We start from the raw sequence: 23211 nt of genomic DNA, 5'->3' as shown, positions 1-23211 counted from the left end.
CGAATTTGCTTGATAACGCTTACGAAAATAAAAAAAAGTGTAAGTCTACCCGTTCACAAAAACTTCCCCATTGGTGAGGAAGCTCCCGGCCAGGGGAGCTCCTTCTCATGCTGTCATTCAGACTCAGGAGATCAGCAAATTATTTAATGTTTCCAGCATCAAATGCGGCAGCCTTCTCATCTAGAATCTCCTGGTAACCGGACTTCAGATATTTCTCCTTGGTCTCTGCATACAGTTTGTCAAACTGATCTTCAGGCGCCATAACAACCTTCAGATAGGACTCCTGGAACAGGTTGTTCAAATCTGCTTTGTATTCATTGACGGATTCAATAGGTACAGTGAACAGCGGATCGTAAAGGGTCACTTCTCTCTGCTTGACTTTCGCCATATTGGCGAACATGGCCTCAACAATATCTTCTTCACCGGGAGGAGTCCAGAATTTCTTTAGAGCCTTGATGGTCTGCTCTTCAGAACCATAGGTAGGAGCTTCTGTTACTAGACACCAGTAATCTTTGTTATTATTTTTGGAAAGAGCGCTTTCCCCGGTAAAGCTTTCGTTTTTCACTGGAATTCCGTCAGCATCCAGCGTATAGTTCTCACCTTCTAGGCCATTCTGGAGAAAGAACAGATTATCAGGTTGACTCATCCACTCCAGATACATCCAAAGTGCGCTACGCTCTTCGGCGGTCGTATCGGCGTTCACTCCATAGATCATGGCGAACGGGAAAGGAGCGACTCTGGGCTGCTCCACTCCGCCAGGAATACCTTCCATCCCGGAGAGATAGGCAAATTCGGCTTCCGGGTTATTCTTCCTGGTTGCTTCAAAGACATCCATATTGCTCGTCATATAATCTCCGAACGTTCCTGTTCGGCCGGCAACGAATTCAGCCTTGATCGCGTTGCCGTCTTTGCGGAGATAGAACTCCGGATCAATCAGACCGTTATGATACTGATAGCTATGATTTCTTAGCCACTTTTCAGTGGCCGGAGAAGAATATTCACCTACTGTGATGTCTGTATAGATTGCATATTCTTTGGGATCCATCGGATATTCGCGGAAAGCGCCGGCATAATTGTAGATGTTGGCTGTCAGCCCTGCACTGGCCGTACCCAATCCGGCTTCCTTCCATTTCATGAGCATTTCATTAAATTTCTCAAGAGAGGTAAGGTCCTCCACCTTCATGCCGACTTTCTCGACCCAGTCCTGCCGGATGAAACCGGCAAAGTTTCCATAGTCCGGACGAGAGGCAAATAAAAATATATCCTTGCCATCCACTTCACCATACTTTTCTATAACATCCTTCATGTTGTTGTAATAAGTCGGAGCATAATGGGCAACTTCATTCAAATCGAGAGGCTGCATTACATTTTCACCATAGTATGCCATCGCTTGAGGCATATCGTAGTGATAGATGATAGCAGGTGCATTACCTGCGGCAAGAAGCTGCTGATAATCCTTAACCTCTCCGCCTCTGGAAATCGGCATGAAATTTACTTTAACATTGTATTTATCACCGAATTCCTTTTGAATCCATTGTGTATAGTAGTTATCCGTAACATTCCAGTTTTCGAAAGCACGTTCATAAACCGGGAGGTCAAGGGTTACGGTATTTTTGAATCCGGCTGAGTAATCCGGATAATTACCTTCCGCTGACTCTGCGGCAGGGCTGCTTGTGGCACTGTTTGCCGGCGATTTTGAAGGAGTATTTGCTGCATTATTATTCGAACACGCTCCGGCAAGGCTGGCTGTCACCAATAATGCCAGACTCAAACCCATATACTTTTTCTTATTCACGAATGACCCTCCTAAATTAATAATCGGATTCTGGAAAATCCTATTCCTTTACTGCCCCTTGCAAGGTACCTTTGACAAAGTAATTCTGAACAAAGGGGTACACGCAAAGAATGGGAATCGTTGCAAAGACAACACATGCCGCTTTCAGCACCTCGGGGTTGGTCAGTGACACTGAAGTAATCTCATTCTGGAAGCTTTCACTTGCTTGAACTACCAAATAATAGAGTTTTAATTGCAGCGGTCTCAGATCAATATTCTGTTTGATGTAGAATAAAGCATCCCCATACGAGTTCCAACGGCCTACTGCGTAGAAAAGAGAAAGCGTCGCGATAATCGGCTTGGATAATGGCAGGACGATACTGAACAGGACCCGATAGTGGCCTGCCCCGTCAATACGGGCCGATTCCTCCAGGCTGTCCGGAACGCTCCCTGCAATTGAGTTTTTAAAGATCAAAAGATTGAATGCACTGAAGGCACCTGGCAGGATCAGTGACCAAATGGTATCAAGCATATTCAAATTGTTAATCAGCAAGTAATCCGGGATCATCCCGCCGCCAAAGTATAAGGTAAACATAAAGAGAAAGCTTATCACAGTGCGGCCCTTAAATTGCTTGCGGGATAAAGGGTAGGCTGCACATACCGTGACAATCATGCCGATTATCGTGAACAACACCGTAATTAGAATCGAGACATACAGCGATCTTATAATGCTCGCATCGGCAAAGATTTTGAAATAGGCATCGAAATTGATCCCTTTTGGAATTAGAAATACCTTGTTCCCTATGACGTAGTTGTTGTCACTAAGTGATTTGGCAATCACATGCAAAAAGGGGAAAAGGCATGATAACGATGCGAGAAGTATGAATAATCGAATGAGCAAATCCCAGATATCTATTCGGCACCGTCCAACATAGTGGTTAACAGACGGTTTAATGGTAATACGCCTCCTTTCTAAATCAATCCGTCTTCACCTAATTTCTTGGCGACACGATCGGCTATCAGTACCAGTGCGACCCCGATTACAGCCTGGAATAATCCTAGAGCTGTCGCACGGCTAAAGTTTCCATTCTCAATCCCCCATCTGAATACAAGAACAGGAATTGTGGTCGTAAACTCGGTTGTCGCTTGATTGCTAAGCGTAAAGACTTTTTCGAACGATCCGCCCATAATCCCGCCTAAGCTCAGAATCATCAGCGTCACGATGGTCGGACGGATACTCGGTAATGTGATGTTCCACATTTTGCGCAATCTCCCGGACCCATCCACTGTTGCAGCTTCATACAGCTCCGGGTTAATCCCGCTGATCGCAGCCAGATAGATAATAGATCCCCAGCCCATGTTTTGCCATACTCCAATGGCCAGATAAGTGAACAACCATTGCGTATCTTCCTGAAGAAACGGGATCCGGTTACCACCTAACTGAGCGATTAGATTATTGATCATCCCGCTGCCTTGGCCAAGCAGCTGATAGGCGATTCCGCCGATAATAACCCATGACAGAAAGTGCGGGAGATAGAGCAAAGTCTGGTTCACTCGTTTGAATACCATGCCTTTGATTTCATTCAATAATAACGCCAGCATGATTGGCATGAAGAAGCCTAGAATCAAATCCAAAATATTGAGCAGCAGTGTATTACGCACTGCGAGCGCAAAATCAGGCTTTGCAAACAAACCTCTAAAAACGTCCAATCCAACCCATTCGCTCCCCAGGAAACCGTTTGCAATTTTATAATCCTTGAAAGCAATAATGAGCCCAAACATGGAAGCGTACTTAAAGACCAGCACAAAGGCGAAAGGTATTAGCACTAAAGAGTAAAGCTGCCAGTCTCTTCTTATGTAATACCCGGCCCCCTTCTTACGTCTTGCATTTAATAAAGCGGTCTCATCCGTGGTAATGATATTACCTGCAGTCTTCATATTTTCACCCCCTTATACCCTCATGTCCGAAAACCATTTTTTAGCTCCGGCTTCCACTAGGTTAGCTCTACATCAATGGGATGGTAAATCACGAGTATTGATTAACGATGTCAGATTCTGATTTTTTTGCGCTTTTAGAGCGTTTTTGAACGGAAAGGTATCAATTCATGCCGTTATAATCAATTATTGCTATGCTTTTGATACAAAAATAACAAAAAAACACACGCCGTGTTACTGGCGCATGTTCGTCATTAGAGAATTCATTAATATATTTTATATTGACCCGCGTTAATCGCCTGCTGCTTCTCGTCCAAAATTTCCTGATAACCCGCTTCGAGGTATTTTATTATTGCCGCCTCATACTTAGCTTCGAATTGCTCCTCTGGTGCCAGGATGATATCTAGATAAAGCTCCTGAAATAGATGGCTTAAATCCGTTTTATATTCATTGACCTTCGTTAATACAACGCTAAACAGAGGATCTGTTATACCGTATGCCATCACTTCTTTCTGGTACTTGAGCATGTCCTTCACAATATACTCATAGCCTGCAGGCGACCAGTTTATCATATTTGCCTTGAGCGTAAGCTCAGGTGTTCTAAATAAAGGGGTTTCAGTCACCAGTGCCCAATAGTCTTTATTGTTGTTCTGCGATAATTGAGATTCACCTTTGTAATTCGGATCTTTATGCGGAAGGCCATCGGCGTCCAGAGAGTAGTTCTGTCCTTCAATCCCATTCTGAAGCAGGAACAGATGGTCAGGCTGGCTTATCCACTCCAGATACATCCATAAGGCCGCGCGTTCTTCGGAAGATGTTGCATTGTTTATCCCCATGATGAAGCCAAACGGCCAGTCAGCCCGTCCCAGCGGGACTTTCCCTTCGGGCACAGCGCTTGTTGGAGGCAATACAGCAAACTCGGCTTCCGGATTATTCATTAATGTTGCTTCAAAAACGTCGGTATTGCTTGTCAGATACATCCCGAATGTCCCTGCTTTACCCGCGACAAACTCAGCCTTGGCTTTGTTTTCATCATCGCGCAAATAGAATTCTTTATCAATTAGACCGTTATGATATTGATAGCTCAGATTGCGCAGCCAGGCCTCGGATGCTGAGGTTGTAAAATCCGCCACTGACAGATCTGCATATAACGCATGCTCTTTCGGGTTAATAGGCCAGTCACGGAATGGAGCGCTATAAGTAAAAACATTTCTTGTCAGTGCGCTACCGGCAAAGCCGATTTCGGCTTCCTTCCATTTCACGAGCATTTCGTTGAATTTCTCCAGGGAAATAAGATTCTCAACCTTCATGCCAACCTTCTCTACCCAATCTTTTCGAATGATATTGACATAGTTTCCATATCCGGGGCGGTCGGCAAAGAAAAAGATATTTTCCCCGTTGATACGGCCGTATTGCTTTATCGTACCGCTCATCTTGTTCCAATAGGTTGGGGCGTAAAACTCCGCTTCTTCCCAGTCCAGTTCCTGCATGACGCCTTCCCCGTAATAGGCAAGCGCCTGGGGCATGTCATAATGGACAATAAGATCCGGTGCTTTTCCCGAGGCGAGCAGCTGCTCGTAATTCTTCACTTCATTCACACGGGAAATCGGGATATACCTTACTTCAATATTATAGGTATCGCCGAATTCCTTTTGAATCCAGCGTGTATAGTAGTTATCAGTTACGTTCCAGCCCTCAAATGCCCGTTCATAGACCGGGATTTCAAGAGTAACTTTTTCAGGGAAACCTGATGAATAATCGGGATACTTCACCGCCACATTTACATTGTGAGTGTCAGACAGATTATATACCGTGATATCCTCGTTCCTGCAGCCCGCCAGAAGAATAAATATCACTGCTGTTATCATGAACCTAGCGATCATTTTCCATATGCGCATCATATCCCCTCCATCGCACGTTATTCTATATACTCTGATTTCTGTCGGCTTTGTACGTGCTGGGTGCTACTCCTTCAAATTTGCGGAAAAAGTGATTTAAGCTTCTGACATTGTAATACCCGACCTCGGATGCAATTTGGGTAATCGTCTTTTCGCTCTCCAGAAGCAGCTGTTTAGCTCTCTCAATCCTTAGCTGATTAATATAATCAATCAGGCTTTTTCCGGTTTGCTCATACACGATTTTCCGCATATAGGAATAGCTTATTCCTATACTTTTCGCCATCTCTTCAAACATGATTTCCTCACGGTAATGCTTATGGATATACTCAATAATCCGATCAGCATATTTATTAGATTCACCTGATTTCCTTCCAAGAAACCCGACGATTTCTCCGTAGAAAAGATGAAGATATTCCTCCAGCTCATTTTGCGTTTCAATAACAGAGAGGGTAGCATAGATGCTAGGCTTCCCTGCGAACAATTTAGAGGTGTTCACATCATTTTCTTGAAGATACTTAATCGTAACACCTGCCAATTGGGAATAGATGAACAGTATATTTTCATAAGAAACGTACTCGGCGTTGTTGATTTCCATACGGATAAGATCCAATTCTTTGATAATAATGTCCAGATCACGGTTCACAAGGAAATTCAGGATGCGCCGCTCGCTGGCCAAGGGGTACATGTACTTGGTATCGTGACATGACTCTTCCTTCCATGGCAGGATACGCCCGCTTCCGGCAGCAATCCGAAGTTTAATGGCTTCGGTTGCTTCAACGAGCTGATCTGACACCAACCGGATGTCATCCCCCTGCGTACTGATACCAATCGTGACGGTTTGCTGAAAGACAGCTGCTGCCTCTTCCCGGATTTGATCGAGTACAGAATAGAATTTGTTCTCGTTGTTGTTCCATATGGCTTCTCTATAATTCATTATTATTGCAAAATAACCGTTATCCTGATAGACACAATGTCCAAGCACCTCATCGGAAAAATACTGATAACAGCGTGCAATAAACATCAGGCGGTGATAACTGCGGGTCTCGAAATTATTGTCGGCAGCATACTGCCTGTACCCGTCAATAGAGACAACAGCAACCAGGAAATACGTTTCAGGAAACAAATCTGCTACCTGGCCGTTTACTTCCCCGCGCAGCAGATTATGAATGGCGAGGCTGCGGGCATCCTGCTCACGTTCATTTAATAACCGCTGAAGTCCCTCTTCCTCTTCCTGCATCTGTTTGAATGCTGAATTCAGCAGCGTTAGTTCATTTTTATCCCGTGATCGCATGCCCGGCTGGATACGTATCTTCTGAACCAGTTCTCTAACCGGTCTGGAAAACCATGTTGCAAGAACCACCGCCAGCAGAGTTCCCGCAAAAATCAGACCTATGGTCAACATGATCAGATTTTTCTGAGTGGCAAGAGGCTGATTCAGAAGATAATCAAGCGAATATATGCTTATATAAAGCCAGCCGTATTCCTTGGATTGGGACCAGGCGTACAACGTCCGTTCCCCATTGTCCTCATGGATGGTATAACCTTTTGAGGCTTTCTGATCCGCAATTTGACGTATAAGCGCATCCTTTTTCCCGTTTGTAAGCAGCTTGCTTTTATCAGGATGAGATATGATCATACTGTCAGCGTCCAAGAGATAATATTCCTGCGCACCTGAATTGTCAGACTGAAGATATTGCTCGATCTGACTCTCTCTTAAATTCACAACGATCGTGCCCTGCGTAGAAGTCGCCAGACGATTTAAAGGCAGGACTAAAGAAATTACATTTATACCGGAATCCAGCTTGCGGGGATACCATATACCATTGATTCCCTTCTGTCTGGCATAAGCCTTCTCTAACCAGTCAATAGATTCATACTTATCCAGACTGGTGATGCTTTTATCGGTAGAAATGACGTAATCGGAATTTTGGAGATAAAAGTAGGATGAATACACGCCATCTACACTCTGATTGAGGTAAGTTAATTCCTCCATTACGTTCATTCCTCTGCTCAAACTTTCATAGTCGGTTTTAAGCTGCTCAAAGGATTGAAACGGGCGGAGCTGATCAAAGATGCTTGTACCGCCTAGCCGCACAGTGCTTTGGGACAAATTAAGCAATGCATTCTCATAAAGCTTCCGATACGTATTCAATTCAGCCAGTGAAAAATCGGCGATAGCGTGTTCAGAATTTCTCACAAGTTGAGTTGAGCTATACCAGGTTGACAGTGCCGTCGGAATGGCCATAACGAAGAAAAGGATGCATACCAGCTGCAGCACCATTGGAATTCGCTTCATAGTACTCCCCCTCTGTGTCTAATACGGTTATATTATTCTGCTGCAGCTATTTTTGCAGGAGTATAAAACGCTTTCAAGAATGAGTGTAATTTGTTTCTGGAAGCTTTGACACGTTTAGTATATCAGTCTTTCTGGCTCTAAAGTGGAAAAGTTTACATTTTCTCCATCCAATAAGCAGAAAGCTTCTAGCACGAATAATGAAAAGCAACAGACCTGCCTATGGGCAGGTCTTGATTAGATTCTTACCAGATTCTGATATAATTCTTACCGCTTTTCAGCTGCGTAATCGGTCCGGCCGGACTTTGGGCATTCAGTGCTTCGTCCAGAAAGTCGGTATCCAGAATGACTTCACTGCCATCCGGATTCTCAAACTCAGCATCGACGATCCGGACACGGGGCAAGGTAGCCGTAGACTGGATTTCCCCTTTAAAATCCTCGTAGCCTACAGGCAGGTTAATGGCCAAATAGCCCTCTCCCCCCAAGTCAATAACACTCAGTTTGGGATTAAAATCTTCGTCCACAAGCTTGTGCTCTTCCCGTTCATAGGGCTCTGCTCCATTTAAGTACGCATTTCTGTTAATGTAAACAGGCTGCCCTACACGTTCGAACTCCTCGACGTCACCGTTCTGCTTGTTGGCTTCCTCGATATACTCCGGTAAAGAAGAGGTGTACTGTTTGTAATGTGAAGTTCCAGCGCCTTCAAAGGCTTCACCGCCGACAAACAGGTTGTTGTAATAACGGTCGTCTCCGCCGTATGTCAATGCAAAACCGGCTATTTTCGTGCTGTGAGGAAGATGATACTGGGTAGAACGGTTGAGAACCTTGCGCTGGTGCATTTTTCCCCCGATTAAATTGTTAATATAAGCCCCGCCTTGAGCCACGTTGTCCAGGGCATTATCAGAAGTTAATATATTGTGGTCTACGATATAGGGACCATGGCTGACTTCAATAAACAAGTCGCGGTGGTTGCGGTAGAACAGATTTTTACTGATCCTTGTACCCTGTGTCTGCCAATCCAGCCAGATGCCCAGCGTACAGTCATGAATACGGTTATGGTGAATATGAACATCAATCGGGGCGTGCAGCTTAATGCCCGCAATTTCGTGTCCCCAGAATTCACGTTTTACCGCGATATTATAAATATGGTTATGGTGAATTTCACTAAATATGCAGCCCATATGGCCTACGATGGCATTTTGCCCGCAATCGTATATGGTATTGTTCCGGATGATGTGAGAACCGATATTTTCTTTGCTCCAGCCCATGCGTTCAGCGGTAAAAACAGACTCCAGCTGGTATTGGTATCCGGGCTTGTCCTTGCGCAGCGAGCGGTAATTTTGGCCTGTGGAAGCTTCTTTTCCGATACTGACAGCACTGCATTTGGCATCGTGAATAATGTTGTTTTCGATAATCCAGCCTTTGCTCCAGTTAGCACCGATCAGACCCGGCTGATCCGCAGTCGGTGGCGCCCATGGTGTAGCGGCATGGGCCATCTCAAACCCCCGTACCGTAATGTAATCGACTCCGGTCACTTCGGGATAGAAACAGGATCTGCGGACATTAATTTCTACCAGCTCCTGATTGGGATCTGCGTTCTGGAAATTCGCATAGAGGATCGTATACTCTTCGTTCACCTCCGCATACCAGACATAAGTAGTCTGCTTCGGATCGGGAAGAGGGACCGTTTGCTGTGTCCAGAGATCATGGGTTTCCGTTCTTTCCGCGGGCTCTGCAAGCTGATCGTAAGAGCTTACCTCATAAAGAGACTTACCGTTCAAATAGACGTCCCCAAGATGCTTCGTTTCCTCGACTGTAACCAGCCAATCACCGAATATCTCCTCGACATAAGGATTGAAGGCACCGAATATGGAAGACGGGAGTACCGCTGTCCATATATTTCCCTCAACAGGTTCCCACTCCCGGACATGCTCGGAGCCTTTGATGACCACCTTTTCACCGGCTGCAGCCTGATATGTAATTCTCCTGCTGTTGCTAAGTCCTTTGTTCCTTGGTTTTACCCATTCCCGGTATATGCCTTCATGTACGGTCACCGTATCCCCAGCAACAGCGGCAGATGCCGCTTGATTGATCGTCAAAAAGGGATCGCTTATCGTCCCCTGTCCCTGGTCAGAACCGTTTTTTGCCACATGATATTCCACTGCCATTAACCTCCTGCGGATTAAGATATCCCGATTATAAAAAAACTACGGGTGGTTATTCTACGCATTACATAGTACACTTTGAGACAATATTAGTGTTTAAGAGAAGGAGAGAGAAGGGCGTGGAGCCTATATTTGAAAAACATGGTGTGATTGAAAAAGACTATTTCACTCATTTCCGGCTCAGCAGCTATCAATTCCCCCTGCATTTTCACCGGGCGTACGAGTTTATTTACGTCAACGACGGAAAGCTTTCCGTAAGAGTTGATGAACGGGAGTATGAGGCTACAAGCGGAGATATGGTCATTATTTTTCCTAATCAGCTGCATGAATTCCGAACGATAGGACACTCCCTGATTACGGTGATCCTGTTTGCGCCGGAATGGGTGAGTGATTTTTATACGGACTATAAGGGTTTTGTTCCTGCAGATAATATACTTAAAACCAAGACTGAACCTGACCCGGAGTCGCTGGAAACGAAATACGCGCGTAAGAGCTTCCTGTACGGCGTTTGTGCGGAACTGATCCGCCGGATGCCATTTACAGAGGTTCAATATTCACCGCAAACGAAAATACTTTATAAAATCCTGCTGTTCGTGGAAGTAAATCACAGCTCGGATTGTACGTTAAAAGTAATGTCCCAACAGCTTCAGTACGACTATTGCTATCTTTCAAAGCTGTTTGTCCGGTTGATGAAAATGTCCTTCACCGATTATTTGAACCGCTACCGGATTTCACAAGCGTGTTATTTATTAAAAAATTCCTCTCAAACCATTGGCGAAGTAGCCAGTCAATGCGGCTTTAACAATTTAAGGTCCTTTCACCGGAATTTCCGGGTTATTACCCGTCAGTCACCAACAGAATACCGGACTTCGCGCAATTAAGGCATTAATAAAACAGAAAACCCGCGCTGGGCGCGGGCTCTTGTGGGACAAAGGTCCTAATATAATCTCTAAAATAATATTATTTTTGGGGCTAAACTTGTTTAAATATGGAATTCTTCAGATCTGCTTCCCTGCTCCGCTATTAGGCCGCGCTCGTCAGCTTTCTCAGCACTTCCTGGCTGTATTTACGTTTGGTAATCAGATAGAAGCTGAGCTGGAAGACAAAGTAGATGCCCACCACGATGGTGGTGTTGGTCATGAATTCGCCTATGATATCAGAGCCGCTCATGACATGGGTAATCAGATAAATGAAGCAGTAGCCGAACACGCTGCCCAGCAGCAGCGGGACAAAGAAGGTAATCAGCAGTTCCGCTGACACGACGCCGCGTATTTCCTTGTCGCTAATGCCGACTTTGTACAGCTTGCGGAAGAACACTGTGGCATTGCCCATTTCGGTATATTGCTTGAAGTACAGCACCATGCCTCCGGCAACGAAGAATAACACACCAATCATGGTCGTGATGAAGACAAACAGCGAATAGTTTTTCTTCAGCTCCTTGTAGGCATCCACCTTGGAGGCAACCTGGAACAATTGGCCGCTGCCTTCCTTATCCATGGCATTCAGGGTATCCTTCAGTTTGAGAACAACGCCTTCCGTGCCTTTCCACGATTCAAAATTAATGCCGTAATGGGTGCCGGCTGCAGCCGGACTCACCTTGGCCTGCATATCCGCATAATCTTGGTTGCTTACGACAATGCCTGAACTCGTCGGATAGGCGCTGGCCGTGGCGATCCAATCACCGTGATAGGAACCGGTTATTTTGTAATTGAACGTTTGCGTTCCATCCGTAAACTGGATGTCCGCGCCCTGCTCGATGCCGTGTGAGCCCGGTTCCCAGGCTGTTACGATGTTAAGGGCTTCTCCGGTACCAACCTGAACCTCTTCCCCGGTTAACGTATTGTACATATCTTGCGAAACTATCGGCTTCGTCTTTAAGACATCATACTTGTCGCCTTCCAGATTCATTTTCAGGTTAAGGAAGCTGGTTTCTTTAATATCCTTGAGCGGATCGGAGGCTTGCTTCAGCAGCCCTTCCAGCTCATTCGCCGGAATCTCATGAATGCCCGCGACTGAAACGAACTCAATATCGTATTTGTTGCGCTCGGCGATGCTTTCCGACAATTGCAGCAGCGAGAACGGCGAAGCCACCAGGAAGATGGTCATGCCGCTCAGAATGCTCAGGATGAACATGATACGTTTGTTCTGATTGAACTTATGGTTGATCTCGGTGATCGACAGAATGTGGTGATAGTAAAACTTTTTATTCTTCAGGAAGCTGATCAGTGTGTTTCCAAGATGGGAGATGACCATATAGATGCCGATGAAGCTCATGAGGATATAGGTGATGATCATAAAAGGATTGGTGTTCAGGCTCTCATGATTGGAGATGATGACCAGCAGGACAACCGATGCCAGCACAAGCCCCACACCCACAAGTCCGAGTCTGCCCTCATGCTTCTTGGCCTTATTGTCTGTCCGGCGGGAATCCTTCATCAGCTCCGCAATGTCCAGCTTGCCGACCTTTACACTTGAGATCATCTGCGAGATGGCGAAGATAAGCGTGAAGACAACCGCCGTCACGACAAAGCTGGCTGCGCTGAGGGAATAGGATACTCCCTGCAGATCCAGAAGGTCAATGGCAACATTCTGAAACAGCCGCGAAAAAATCGAACCGGTCACAATGCCCGCAATCATGGAAGAAACGCTGATGATCAGGTTCTCGAGCAAAATGATTTTTTGGAGATCGTTCTTGTGCATGCCCAGGGACATGAAGATGGCGAACTCCTTGCTTCTTGCCTTGATAAATGAAGAATGCGCATAATTGATGAAAAAGATGGAGAACAGCGTGAGCGCGGCCAGACTCAGCATCAGCACAATCTGTATGACATCCTCGGTCGCCGCTTCACGGACGCTGGTATTGAACAGCAGGGCTGCATACAGGAAAAAAATTGTAATTGCAAATGTGCTGCAAATGAAATAGGAGAAGAAATTGCGGACATTGCGCTTGAAGTTCTTGATGGTCACATCTCTAAACGTCATTGCGTTCCCCTCCGATGACTGCCAGACAGTCAAGGATTTGATCAAAGAATTCCTTGCGCACGCCGGTGCTGACAATTTCCATGCAGATCGCGCCGTCTTTAATGAAGATGATTTTTTTGCAGAAGCTTGCGGCAAAGGCGTCGTGGGTAACCATCAGGATGGTGCTGTTGCGCTCCTGGTTCATTTTTTCAATACATTTCATAACCGCATTGGAGGATTTGGAATCAAGATTACCCGTAGGCTCATCGGCAAAAATAATATCCGGATCATTGACCAGCGCCCGGCTGACCGCCACACGCTGCTGCTGGCCGCCCGAAATGTTGTAAGGATATTTATTTCCGATATGGTCGATGTCGAACAGGCGCATTAGCTCCTCGCTCTTGGCTTCCATTTCTTCCTTGTCCCGCTTGTCAAGGATCATAGGCAGCATGACATTTTCCTTAAGGGTCAGGCTGTCCATAAGGTTGAACTCCTGGAAGACAAAGCCGAGATGCTTTCTGCGGAAAAGCGCCATTTCATTTTTGTCGAGTGAAGTGATATTTTTGCCCGCAATGTACACTTCGCCATAGCTGGGCTTGCCGATGCCGCTCAGAATATTAAGCAGGGTGGTCTTGCCGCTGCCGGAAGGGCCCATGATGCCGATGAAGTCCCCCTCTTCCACATTGAAGCTGACCGAATCCAGTGCAACCGTTGTGTTATCGCCGTTCTGTACACCGTATACCTTCTTAACCTCTCTGACTTCCAATACGCTCACAGTTTCATCTCCCTTATGTTCTCGGTAATAGCTTTATTGTATTGAAAGCAGCCAATTACTTCCATTCATTTACGTTACGCTTTCTTTCATTTTTGAAAGGTAAGAAACCGTCACCTCAGTGCCGACGTTGATTTCTGAAGCGATTTTCAGGCCATGGCCCAGCTTCCGGGCGATTTCCGAAGTAACGTAAAGTCCGATGCCGGTGGCCTGGCTGTGGGTTCTTCCGTTTTTTCCGGTGAAAAAAGGCTGGAAGACGCGCTGCAGGTCCACTTTTTCAATGCCGATCCCTTCATCACGGATGGACAACACCACCTGGTCCCCGTTCTGGTCGATCCGGAAATGGATGTATTTCGTCTCCTCCTTGGAGGCGGAATATTTAATGGCGTTGGAGATGATCTGCTCCAGCATGACCGCATTCCATTTGCTGTCCGTCATGACCATGACGCGCTCATACCTGCACTCCACCATGGGATAGACATTGTTGTAGATATACTGGTTACGTTTGCTGTTAATAACCCCGCGCAGCGATTCCAGCAGGTTCACCGGCTCGGGGGTATAATCCCGGGTAAAGTGCTCCAGCCGGAAAAACTTCAGCATCTGGTTCAGCATGTTCAGAATCAGATCCTTCTCTTCCTCAATATGCTGGAGCGCCTGGGCGTTCAGCGGGCTGTTCATTTTATGATTTTGCAGAATCAGATCAATTACGGAAAGCGGCGTCTTTAAATTATGTATCCACTGGGAAATAAGCTTATGATTGTTGTCCGTCTGCGTTTTAATTTCGTAGATCTGATCCTGATACGTGCGGTGAATGCGGTAAATCAGGTCAATCACCGCCTGCTGCCCGTAAGTGAAGCCCTTTTCCTCGACCTCAACATTGTCCGAAAGACGCTGAATCTCCCGGTGGGTTGATACGTAACGTACCAGGCGGAAGCACATAAAGATGACAAAAAGATAGAAATAAATACTGAGCATATAGGTAAGCTGAACACTGCTGCTAATGTAGAAATTGCAGTAAACACTAACCAGAATATGGCTAAGAAAATAAACGAAAGTAAAGGACAGATGATCGCGCAGAAATCCCCGGAACAGCTTCATGCTCATGACCGGCTCCCTCCTGTCTGGCCCAGCTCGAAAATATAGCCGACTCCCCGCTTCACCTTGATGACATCCTGGAAACCCAGATTTGCAAGCTTGCTCTTCACCCGGGTCACATTGACGGTCAGCGTATTGTCGACCACGAAATGGACATCATCCCACAGTTCCTCCAGCAGCTCTTCTCTCGAAACAATCGTATCCTTCTTCTCCATCAGCTTCTTCAGCAGCTTGTACTCATTCTTGCTCAGCTCTTCCACCATTCCGTTGTGGGAAATGCTGAAATTACGGTCGTCAAGGTGGATGGGGAGTGTCTCCTTCTCGGCCTCAGGCTTGCCGGAATACTCCCCGTACCCTCTGCGCAGAATTGCCATGATCTTGGCCAGCAGCACCTGAATGTTCAGGGGCTTGACGATATAATCGTCGGCTCCCAGCTCCATGCTCAGCACTTGGCTGGATTCCTCGTCCCTGGCGGAGATGATAATAATCGGTACGGTCGTCTTCCGCCGGAATACACGGCAGTAATAGAAGCCATCGTAATACGGCAGATTGAGGTCGAGCAGCACAAGCTGGGGTGCTTCCTGCTCGAAAATTTTTTCCACCTGGAGGAAATCAACCACCTCAACCACCGCATAGCCGTATTTCTGTAAAATGTCCGTCATCAGGGTACGGATTTTGATATCATCTTCAACAATCATGATTTTGAACAATGAAGTCACCTCGTAAAAGCCCGGATGAGAACAGGATACGTCCTCCGCTTAAGAAGCCTCGGCCAGCTTGCCGTCGACAAAGCCGATTATGGTCTCAATACTCGCGAAGTTCTCATGGATCAGTTCCTCGGGCAGGATTATGATGTTGAATTCCGTCTCCAGTCTGGAGACCAGCTCTAAAAGCCCCAAAGAAGTCAGCAGCCTGGATTCAAAAATATCCGTCCCGGGCGACAGCTCGGCCGCCGGGATGCGGGTCAGCCCCGCTACGATCATTGTAACTTGTTCTTGTCTTTTCATATACTGTTTTCTCCAATCCTGGTGGATTTATAGTAGATATCAAAGGCAAAGGCGATAGTGCGGATAAAATGCTTGCCGGTATCCGTAACCGTAATGAGTGCGGTGTCCACGCCCTCCAGCAGTCCATCCTTCTCCATGCCTCTAAGGAGCGTCAGCTCCCCGGCAAAATAACGGTCGAAATCAATGCCAAACTGTGTGCGGATGGCAGTTTTGTCGATGGGAGAGCCGCCGAGCAGATTTTTGAGCACAATCTCCTCGCGAATCAGATCATCGCCGGACAGTTCGTGGGTTTTGCCGCTTTCAATAGGAAATAAGGAGTGGCTGAGCAGCTCATAATACCGGTCCATCGGCGCCACATTCTTGTAATACCTGCCTCCCACCTTGCTGACAGCGGATTTGCCCAGGCCGAGCAGATCGTGGGAGGTTTCCTCGGAGGAGCCCATGAAATCCCGCGCTCCCCTGTGGCCTGGGGTGAGAGAGGGATGGGTTTCACGCCCGTTTCTGCGGATAAACGTATCCGAACCAAGCTCCTCATAGTCTGCTGACAGATAACGCCGCGCCAGGTCGTAAAGCAGTGAGACAATATACGAATTGGGCAGGCTAAGCAGCGGAATCTTGCGCTGCAGCGGATAGACGGCGGGATAATGGGCGTAGGGAAAAGCAACGATTTTGTCGGGAGCCATCTTTACGATCTCCTGCAGCGTCCGCTCGAACTCTCCCAGGCCCTGAAACGGCAGACCGTAGCACAGATCCACGTTGACGATAAAGCCCATGCTCCGGGCCAGGCCGATCAGTTCCCTCGCCTCCTCCACATCACAGTCCCGGTGGATGGCGCTGAGCACTCTTTTGTCAAAATCCTGAATCCCGAAGCTGATGTAATTAAAGCCCAGCTCTTTCAGCAGGCGAAGCTTCGATTCCGTAACGATCCGTTTGTCGGGATAAGCCTCCAGCTTGATGCGGGCGTCCGCTGTAAATTCAATATACCTGCTGAGAATGCCGTGCAGCCGCTCGATTTGCGGTTCGCTCAGATAAGCCGGCGTTCCGCCCCCCCAGTGCATATTGTCCGATACTACCTTTGTGCTGCGGCCGCCAAGCTTCAGCTCCAGCTCCTTCTCCAGTGCATCAATATAAAGCTCCTTGTCTTCTTCCTTGCCGCCCAGCACCCGGTCACAGCAGCAGTAATAGCAGACGGTCCGGCAAAATGGAATATGAACATATATTTGCGCCGACTGCAGTCCGGCGAGGTCGGAAGCGATAATAGCCACCGGCGCCTCCTGCCGCCACTGGCTGTCCACGGGATAGCTGAGATACATAGGCTGGTTATACTCGTTGTATTTCCGCGTTAAGAAATCCAGCCGGTTTACAAGCGCCTGATTCATAAATAAGCCTCCTCTCCAAGCTCGTTATTCTGCACAGATCCGCACAGCATTTCGGCCAGCTCCCGTTCCTGATCCTTTATCTGCTGAAGCAGGTGCAAATGGGCTTCCCGGCGCTCCGGCGGCAGCATGATGCCTTTATGGTGGCGGATCAGGTCGCTGCGGATTTCCAGCCAGCCATCCAGAACAGCCTGGACAAGCGCAAGCATAGGAGGATCAGGAAAAAGCTGTTCCAGCCGGTGCTTCTCAGCCCGCTTGCAGTCGATTATTGACGTTACATTCGTTGCCAGGCCTGCGGCGGACTGTGAATGCTCTGTCCATTCCAGCAGGGCATAGGCGGCAGTGAAGCTGGACAGCGCGTCCAGGCCGCCAAGTATGGAAGGCTTATGTGCTGCTGCCAGCGCGGCCAGTTCAGACCGTTCAGCGGCCGGATCATATTTAAACGGCTCCTGCTCAGCGGGAAATTCGATCCAGGTATAGGCGTCTGCCGGACTTTGCAGATGCTCCCGGTAGCCGAGGCAGCTGTTCAGCAAATCGTGTGCGGCAATGCTCCGTTCCTTGTAATTGAGCGCATGCTCGTGGCTGTGCTCCAGAATGAAATACTTGCCGGAAGCTTCATCCTTTCCGTAGACCAGCAGGGTATGGGGAATATGCCGTTTCATGTAAGCGTCCCGGCGGTCCGGCTGGTAATAGCTGTCCACCCATACGATGAACAGGCTCTTACGGTTCAGGCCGTCGTCCAGCTGGGCAAGCAAAGCGCCGCTGTGCGGGAAATGCCGGAAATCGGCATTCAGCTGCACTCTGCGCAGAACCGCCTCGGGCGGTTCGTTTACCAGAGGCTCAAGGGCGATCAGCTCCCCGTCGTGCCTGCCCTGGGTGGAATAGGCGAAGATTTCGCTGCATAAATAGGCATTCGGATTGCGGCCGAAATAGTCCAGTACCGGAAATAGGGAATTGTAGAGGCAGCTTTTGTAATAAAACAGATTGAACGGTCTTGGCTTAAGTGCTGCGTTGATGGGTATACCGGCTGCTTCGGAGGCAGAGCGCTCTCCAGCCTTCCCCCCGCTTACGAGTGGAATTTCTTCCAGTAGCCGGGCCTGGCCCCGGATGGTCGGATGCCCGGTAACCTCCTCAAAGGATAGGTTAAATCCCGCCTGCAGCAGCTCGCTGTGTAAAGCTACAGCTTCAATGGAGCTTCCGCCGATCTCATAGAAATCATGCTCCGCACCGATGTTCCGGATGGGCAGTACCTTTTCCCACAGCCGGAGAATGTCCAGCTCCAGCGCTGTTGCGCAAGTGACATGGCCGCTTTCGGTAAGAAGGGCTGCGGCCGAAGGCGCAGGCAGCTGCTTTTTGTCCACTTTGCCGTTTGGATTCAGCGGCAGCTTGTCCAGTGTGATGAACATGGATGGCAGCATATAGGCGGGCAATTGGGCGGATAGCTGCTGTTTGATTCCGGATAGTGACAACGGATGCTCCGAAACCAGGTAGGCGCATAGATACTGGCCGCCGCTTTCATGGCTTCTTGCCGCGACAGCCGCATCCCTTACGCCCGGACATTCCAGCAGCCGCTTCTCCACTTCCTTCAGCTCCACCCGGAACCCGCGGATCTTCACCTGATCATCTGTCCGGCCAAGAAACTCGATATTGCCGTCCTCCATCATCCGTCCCAGATCCCCGGTCTTGTACATCCGGTCATGCCGGGGATTGCGGAAAGGATCGGGCAGGAAGGACCCGGCTGTTTTGTTCGGCTCCTTCATATAGCCGCGGGCCAGCCCGATGCCGCCGATGAACAGCTCTCCGGCTTCACCCCGGGCTACCGGCTTCCCCGCTTCGTCCAAAATGTAAAACAGATTCCCGTCAATCGGCTTGCCGTAAGGAATACTGTTCCACTTAGGGTTAACTTCATCCACGGTGTAGTAAATCGACCAGACCGCTGCTTCCGTCGCGCCTCCAAGCGCAGTCAGCCGCGCTTGGGGGAATCGGTAGCGGCAGCTTCGGGCCAGCTCCAGAGGGATCCAGTCTCCGCTCAGAAAAAGCTGCCGCAGCTTCGGCAGCCGGGCTTGCGGCTGAGCCTCGGCCAGATGCCGGACCAGATAAAGCAGCGTTGTCGGAACCGAGTTCCAGAAGGTGATCTCTTCGTCGATAAGCAGACTGCTTAGCTGCTTTGGATCAGCGACCTGTGCTTCCGGACACAGCACAATGGTTCCTCCTGCCGCCAGCATGCCGAATATGTCATACACGGAAAGGTCAAAGCAGACTGAAGTAATGAACAGCCCTTTGTCTCCGCTGCCCATATCAAGCTCCCGGTTAACCCAGCGGATCAGATTGACGGCAGCGCGGTGCCCGATCATAACCCCTTTGGGCATTCCGGTGGAGCCTGAGGTATACATGATATAAGCCAGGTCGTCTTCTTTCAGCGGAATATCCGGGTTATCAGCCGGTCCGGAAGCAGCCGGCAGCTCCGGGTCCAAAATAATCTGGGCGGGAACATTCAGCCTTTCCCGGTCCTCCGTAATAGCCGCGAAGGCGCTTGAATGACTGAGAATGTAATTTTTGCGTTCAAGCGGGTAGCCCGGTTCCACCGGCACGTAGGCGGCCCCGCTCTTCAGCACGGCAAGCAGCGCAATAATCATTTCAAATCTGCGGCTTACAATGACCGCCACGGTGTCATGCCGCTGAACTCCTTTGCGGATCAGCTTATGCGCCAAAAGGTTGGCCTGCCGGTTCAGCTCCCCGTAAGTCATGGAAATTCCGTTAAACCGGATCGCCGGATGCCCGGAAATCCGCTCCGCCTGTTCCTCAAACAGACGGTGTATTGTCATCGTTCGGGACAATGGGCGTCACCTCCCTGACATGGCTTGGGCAGCCGCATAAGCTTTTCCCAGCCGGGCCACTAGCGCTGTCATTTCACCGAGCGTTTCACAGCTGATCAGTTCATCGACCTGCTCCTCCACATTAAAGCCAAGCCGGGTTTCGATCATGGCGATCATTTCTACAATCATCACGGAGCTGACCGCCAGGTCGTCGGCAACCGATAAAGCCGGATGCATCTCTTCCTTCTCAAAATAGCATACTTCCGCGATGATCCCGTAAAGCTCGTCCAGCATCGGGCATATCTCCTTTCATAAGTTGCCTGTCAGAGCTGCTTTTGGAACAGCTGCTTCAAGCTCTGTCGGTCGACCTTTTCGCTGCTTCCCGTCGGAAGGCTCTCCATGACCTGAACCAGGTCGGGAATCATATAATGGGGCAGCCGGGCTCCTACAGCCTGTTTCACGCCCAGCACACTGAGCCTGCTCCCCGGCTGAGGTACTACTGCTGCACATAATAGCAAAACGTCATCCCCGTCGCGGATATCCACAACCGCCGCTTCCGATACTCCCTCCATATCATGAAGTGCCAGCTCAATTTCGGGCAGTTCGATCCGGAAGCCGGCGCGTTTAACCAGCGAGTCTTTGCGTCCGATCAGGACGAACGCCCCCTCTGCATTAATGGTGACCATATCCCCGGTCCGGTACAGCCTGATGCCGGATTCCGGAAAAGCGGGATGCCCGGTAAAGCTTAAAGCGGTCAGCTCCGGATTGCGGTAATAGCCCTTCATTACAATCGGGCCTCTTACGCACAGCTCCCCTTCTTCTCCGGCAGCGGCAATTCGCCCTTCATTGGTCAACGCAACGACCTCAGTATTGGCACAGGCGTAACCGATAGGCAGAGGCTCTTCCCGCAGCGCTTGTGCACGGTCAACCTCATAGTACGTGCAGACATTGGTTTCAATTAAACCGTATAAATTATAAAAGGAAGCCTGCGGCAGCAGCTCCATTGCCATTCTCAAATATTTAGGCTGAAAAACCTCGCCCGCAAACAGCACCTTGCGCAGAGAAGGAAGCTCACCCGGAGCCAGCCCGCCGTACTTGATTACGCTCGTCCAAAGGGACGGAACAGAGTACGCCCAGTTAATCCCTTCTTCCTTGACGGCGGCGGCGAAACGGCGGGGGTTCTGGATCACCTCAGGAGGCAGAATGACAAGTGAGGCCCCTGCCGCCAGCGGCACGAACAGATCAAAGACCGCCAGATCGAAATGGAAAGGAGCGATAGAAGCAAAAATATCCTGCGACTCCGGCTTGAAATACCCGCAGCACCACTCTATGAACGTTCGGGCGTTTAAATGGCTGATCATAACGCCTTTAGGTATCCCTGTTGATCCGGAAGTATAGAGAATAAAAGCCACATCGTCGCTGATAGCCTCCTTCCGGTCTTTATATAGACAGCGGGGAGACCTTCCGTGTGGAGAAGAGAAACGAATGATTCCATGCCGCTCTGCCGCGTCCGGCAGCTCAGACACTTCTTCCAGCGCATCTTCAAGGAGGACAATCTGCAGCGATTTCAGCATTGCCCGGTGCTGCGTTTCTGCGCCATTCCAGAGCTTACTCAAGGTCGCTGCATCCGTAAGCAGGTACCCGGTTCCGCTCTGCTCCACAATTGCCAATACTCTATGTACAGGGGCATATGCCGTATCAAGCGGAATATAGGCCCCTCCGGAAAAAAGCACCGCGAACATAGCGATTACCGCCTGCGGAGATTTCTCCAGACAGAGCGCGGCACACTCACCAATCCGTATCCCTTGGTGAATCAGCGTATCCGAGAGATGTATGCTCTGCGCAAGCAGCTCCCCGTAGCTCATATCCCGGCCGCGGTAACGCAGAGCAGTCGCTTCCGGGACATGTGCGGCGCTGCGGAGCAGATCATGCTGCAGAAGATAATCAGCCATATAGCTCACCAAGCCCTTCCAGCATGATTTTCTTCTGCATCTCGCTTGTGCCTGAATAAATTTTTGCTGCGAGAGAATCGCGGATTTGCTTCTCTACCGCACTTTCCTTCACATAACCGTAGGCGCCAAAAATTTGCACCGCCTCCAGGCTGTTTTGCACTTTGCATTCGGAGGTGTGCAGCTTCAGCATGGAGGCCCGGTGCATCTCGCGGCGTTCATGGTCAAAATCGTCGCAGGTCTTAAAAAGCATCAGCCGGCTTGTCTCCACACGCAGCCGCATATTTACCAGCTTGCCGTACACGCCTTCGAAATCGATCAGCTTCTGACCGAATTGTTTGCGGTGGCAGGCATATTGATAGACCTCTTCATACTGCTGCTCCATCGCGCCGACATGGTAGGCGGCAACCATAATCCGCTCCCACAGCATCGCTGTGAAAAAAACGCTCATGCCATGCCGCTCCCGGCCCAGCAGCCGCTCGCGCGCTACTGTGGTGTGGTTCAAAAGGACCTCACTCATGGGGCTTGTCCGCAGCCCCATTTTTTCAAACACCTGACCAATCCGGTATTCCGCGCCTTTCTTTTCCAGGATAAAGGCAGAGACATCCAGCGCCGGAATACCGCCGCTGTGCTTCCCGTAGACAAGCAGGCAATCTGCTTCGGGAGCCAGTGTGGCAAAGGTCTTGATGCCGTGCAGCTCATAGCCGTCTGCCGTTTTCAGGACAGCAGTGGAAAGAGCGGCTGAATCCGAGCCGGCCTCCGGCTCGGTAATCACGCTGCTGCCAATAAAGCGGCCGCTGATGAGCGGCTCCAGATACGCAGCCTGCTGCTCAGGGGTCCCATACTGCCACAGCGGAACTTGGCATGCCGACATCTGGGCGCATACGGAGAAGACAAGTCCTTCATCAAGGCAATTTTGCGCCAATGCGCGGATTGCCAGTGCCGTTGTCAGCATTCCTTGAGCGGTCCCCCCGTAGTCTTCCGGAAATGGCAGCCCCAGCAGACCCGTATCGGCGATTCTGGCCCATTTGTCCCGCCGGAAGACGGCACGTTCATCGTCTGCATACACGCCGTCATTCAGATACCGCACGCTCAGCTCTTCCATTAAGCCGCAGATTTGCTTCTGGTCATCCGTTAAGCTGAAATCCATGTGTTAGCTCCTCCAAGCCA

Annotated in this window: 17 protein-coding genes; 1 reads left to right on the top strand and 16 read right to left on the bottom strand. The window is 49.1% G+C overall.

The genetic code is table 11. The features are described 5' to 3' along the window. Positions 1-139 precede the first annotated feature (139 nt). The 6 genes from R70723_RS16640 to R70723_RS16615 form a co-directional block, all read right to left on the bottom strand. A complete protein-coding gene (locus R70723_RS16640; RefSeq protein WP_039873545.1) occupies positions 140-1795 on the bottom strand; it encodes an extracellular solute-binding protein in 1656 nt (551 codons plus the stop codon). A gap of 40 nt (positions 1796-1835) precedes the next feature. Next, on the bottom strand, positions 1836-2729 hold the full coding sequence (locus R70723_RS16635) for a carbohydrate ABC transporter permease (protein WP_047171146.1): 894 nt from the start codon (positions 2727-2729) through the stop codon (positions 1836-1838). A 17-nt stretch (positions 2730-2746) separates the two neighbouring features. Further along, the gene (locus R70723_RS16630; protein ID WP_039873542.1) at positions 2747-3712 is read right to left on the bottom strand and encodes an ABC transporter permease; all 966 of its coding nucleotides are present in this window, start codon (positions 3710-3712) and stop codon (positions 2747-2749) included. 263 nt (positions 3713-3975) lie between these two features. Next, a complete protein-coding gene (locus R70723_RS16625) occupies positions 3976-5610 on the bottom strand; it encodes an extracellular solute-binding protein (RefSeq protein ID WP_331281942.1) in 1635 nt (544 codons plus the stop codon). Between the two features lie 22 nt (positions 5611-5632). Beyond that, positions 5633-7888, bottom strand: a complete 2256-nt coding sequence (locus R70723_RS16620; RefSeq protein ID WP_231574739.1) for an AraC family transcriptional regulator — start codon at positions 7886-7888, stop codon at positions 5633-5635. Positions 7889-8145: 257 nt separating this feature from the next. Further along, entirely contained in the window at positions 8146-10068 is a 1923-nt protein-coding gene (locus R70723_RS16615) for a right-handed parallel beta-helix repeat-containing protein (protein ID WP_039873536.1), read from the bottom strand. Between R70723_RS16615 and R70723_RS16610 the strand changes: the two genes are divergently transcribed. Then, a complete protein-coding gene (locus R70723_RS16610; protein WP_231574738.1) occupies positions 10044-10946 on the top strand; it encodes a helix-turn-helix domain-containing protein in 903 nt (300 codons plus the stop codon). The genes R70723_RS16615 and R70723_RS16610 overlap by 25 nt on opposite strands. A 142-nt stretch (positions 10947-11088) precedes the next feature. Here the strand turns inward: R70723_RS16610 and R70723_RS16605 are convergent, their stop codons facing one another. From R70723_RS16605 to R70723_RS16560, 10 genes are all read right to left on the bottom strand, one after another. Continuing rightward, positions 11089-13047, bottom strand: coding sequence for an ABC transporter permease (locus R70723_RS16605; protein ID WP_039873535.1), 1959 nt, complete (start codon positions 13045-13047; stop codon positions 11089-11091). After that, positions 13037-13801: an ABC transporter ATP-binding protein gene (locus tag R70723_RS16600; RefSeq protein WP_039873534.1), complete on the bottom strand. Its 765-nt coding sequence runs from the start codon at positions 13799-13801 to the stop codon at positions 13037-13039. The genes R70723_RS16605 and R70723_RS16600 overlap by 11 nt, the downstream gene beginning before the upstream one ends. Positions 13802-13870: 69 nt before the next feature. After that, positions 13871-14902, bottom strand: a complete 1032-nt coding sequence (locus R70723_RS16595) for a sensor histidine kinase (protein WP_039873533.1) — start codon at positions 14900-14902, stop codon at positions 13871-13873. Beyond that, positions 14899-15612 carry a response regulator transcription factor gene (locus R70723_RS16590; RefSeq protein ID WP_231574737.1) on the bottom strand — a complete coding sequence of 238 codons (714 nt, stop codon included), beginning with the start codon at positions 15610-15612 and terminating at the stop codon, positions 14899-14901. Before R70723_RS16590 ends, R70723_RS16595 begins: the two co-directional genes overlap by 4 nt. 39 nt (positions 15613-15651) lie before the next feature. Beyond that, the gene (locus R70723_RS16585; protein ID WP_039873530.1) at positions 15652-15900 is read right to left on the bottom strand and encodes a phosphopantetheine-binding protein; all 249 of its coding nucleotides are present in this window, start codon (positions 15898-15900) and stop codon (positions 15652-15654) included. Next, positions 15897-17279 carry a coproporphyrinogen-III oxidase family protein gene (locus R70723_RS16580; protein WP_039873528.1) on the bottom strand — a complete coding sequence of 461 codons (1383 nt, stop codon included), beginning with the start codon at positions 17277-17279 and terminating at the stop codon, positions 15897-15899. The genes R70723_RS16585 and R70723_RS16580 overlap by 4 nt, the downstream gene beginning before the upstream one ends. Then, complete coding sequence (locus tag R70723_RS32125; RefSeq protein WP_156123823.1) at positions 17276-20113, bottom strand: non-ribosomal peptide synthetase; 2838 nt, start codon at positions 20111-20113, stop codon at positions 17276-17278. Before R70723_RS32125 ends, R70723_RS16580 begins: the two co-directional genes overlap by 4 nt. A 6-nt stretch (positions 20114-20119) precedes the next feature. Then, positions 20120-20386, bottom strand: coding sequence for an acyl carrier protein (locus R70723_RS16570; RefSeq protein ID WP_039873527.1), 267 nt, complete (start codon positions 20384-20386; stop codon positions 20120-20122). 29 nt (positions 20387-20415) lie between these two features. Beyond that, positions 20416-22044 carry an amino acid adenylation domain-containing protein gene (locus tag R70723_RS16565; protein WP_039878892.1) on the bottom strand — a complete coding sequence of 543 codons (1629 nt, stop codon included), beginning with the start codon at positions 22042-22044 and terminating at the stop codon, positions 20416-20418. Then, on the bottom strand, positions 22037-23191 hold the full coding sequence (locus R70723_RS16560) for an acyl-CoA dehydrogenase family protein (RefSeq protein WP_052421349.1): 1155 nt from the start codon (positions 23189-23191) through the stop codon (positions 22037-22039). Before R70723_RS16560 ends, R70723_RS16565 begins: the two co-directional genes overlap by 8 nt. Positions 23192-23211: the final 20 nt, after the last annotated feature.

The organism is Paenibacillus sp. FSL R7-0273 (assembly GCF_000758625.1).
Taxonomy (GTDB): domain Bacteria; phylum Bacillota; class Bacilli; order Paenibacillales; family Paenibacillaceae; genus Paenibacillus_AQ.
The sequence above is the reverse complement of the archived record's forward strand: the minus strand, read 5'-3'. Positions and strand labels throughout refer to the sequence as shown.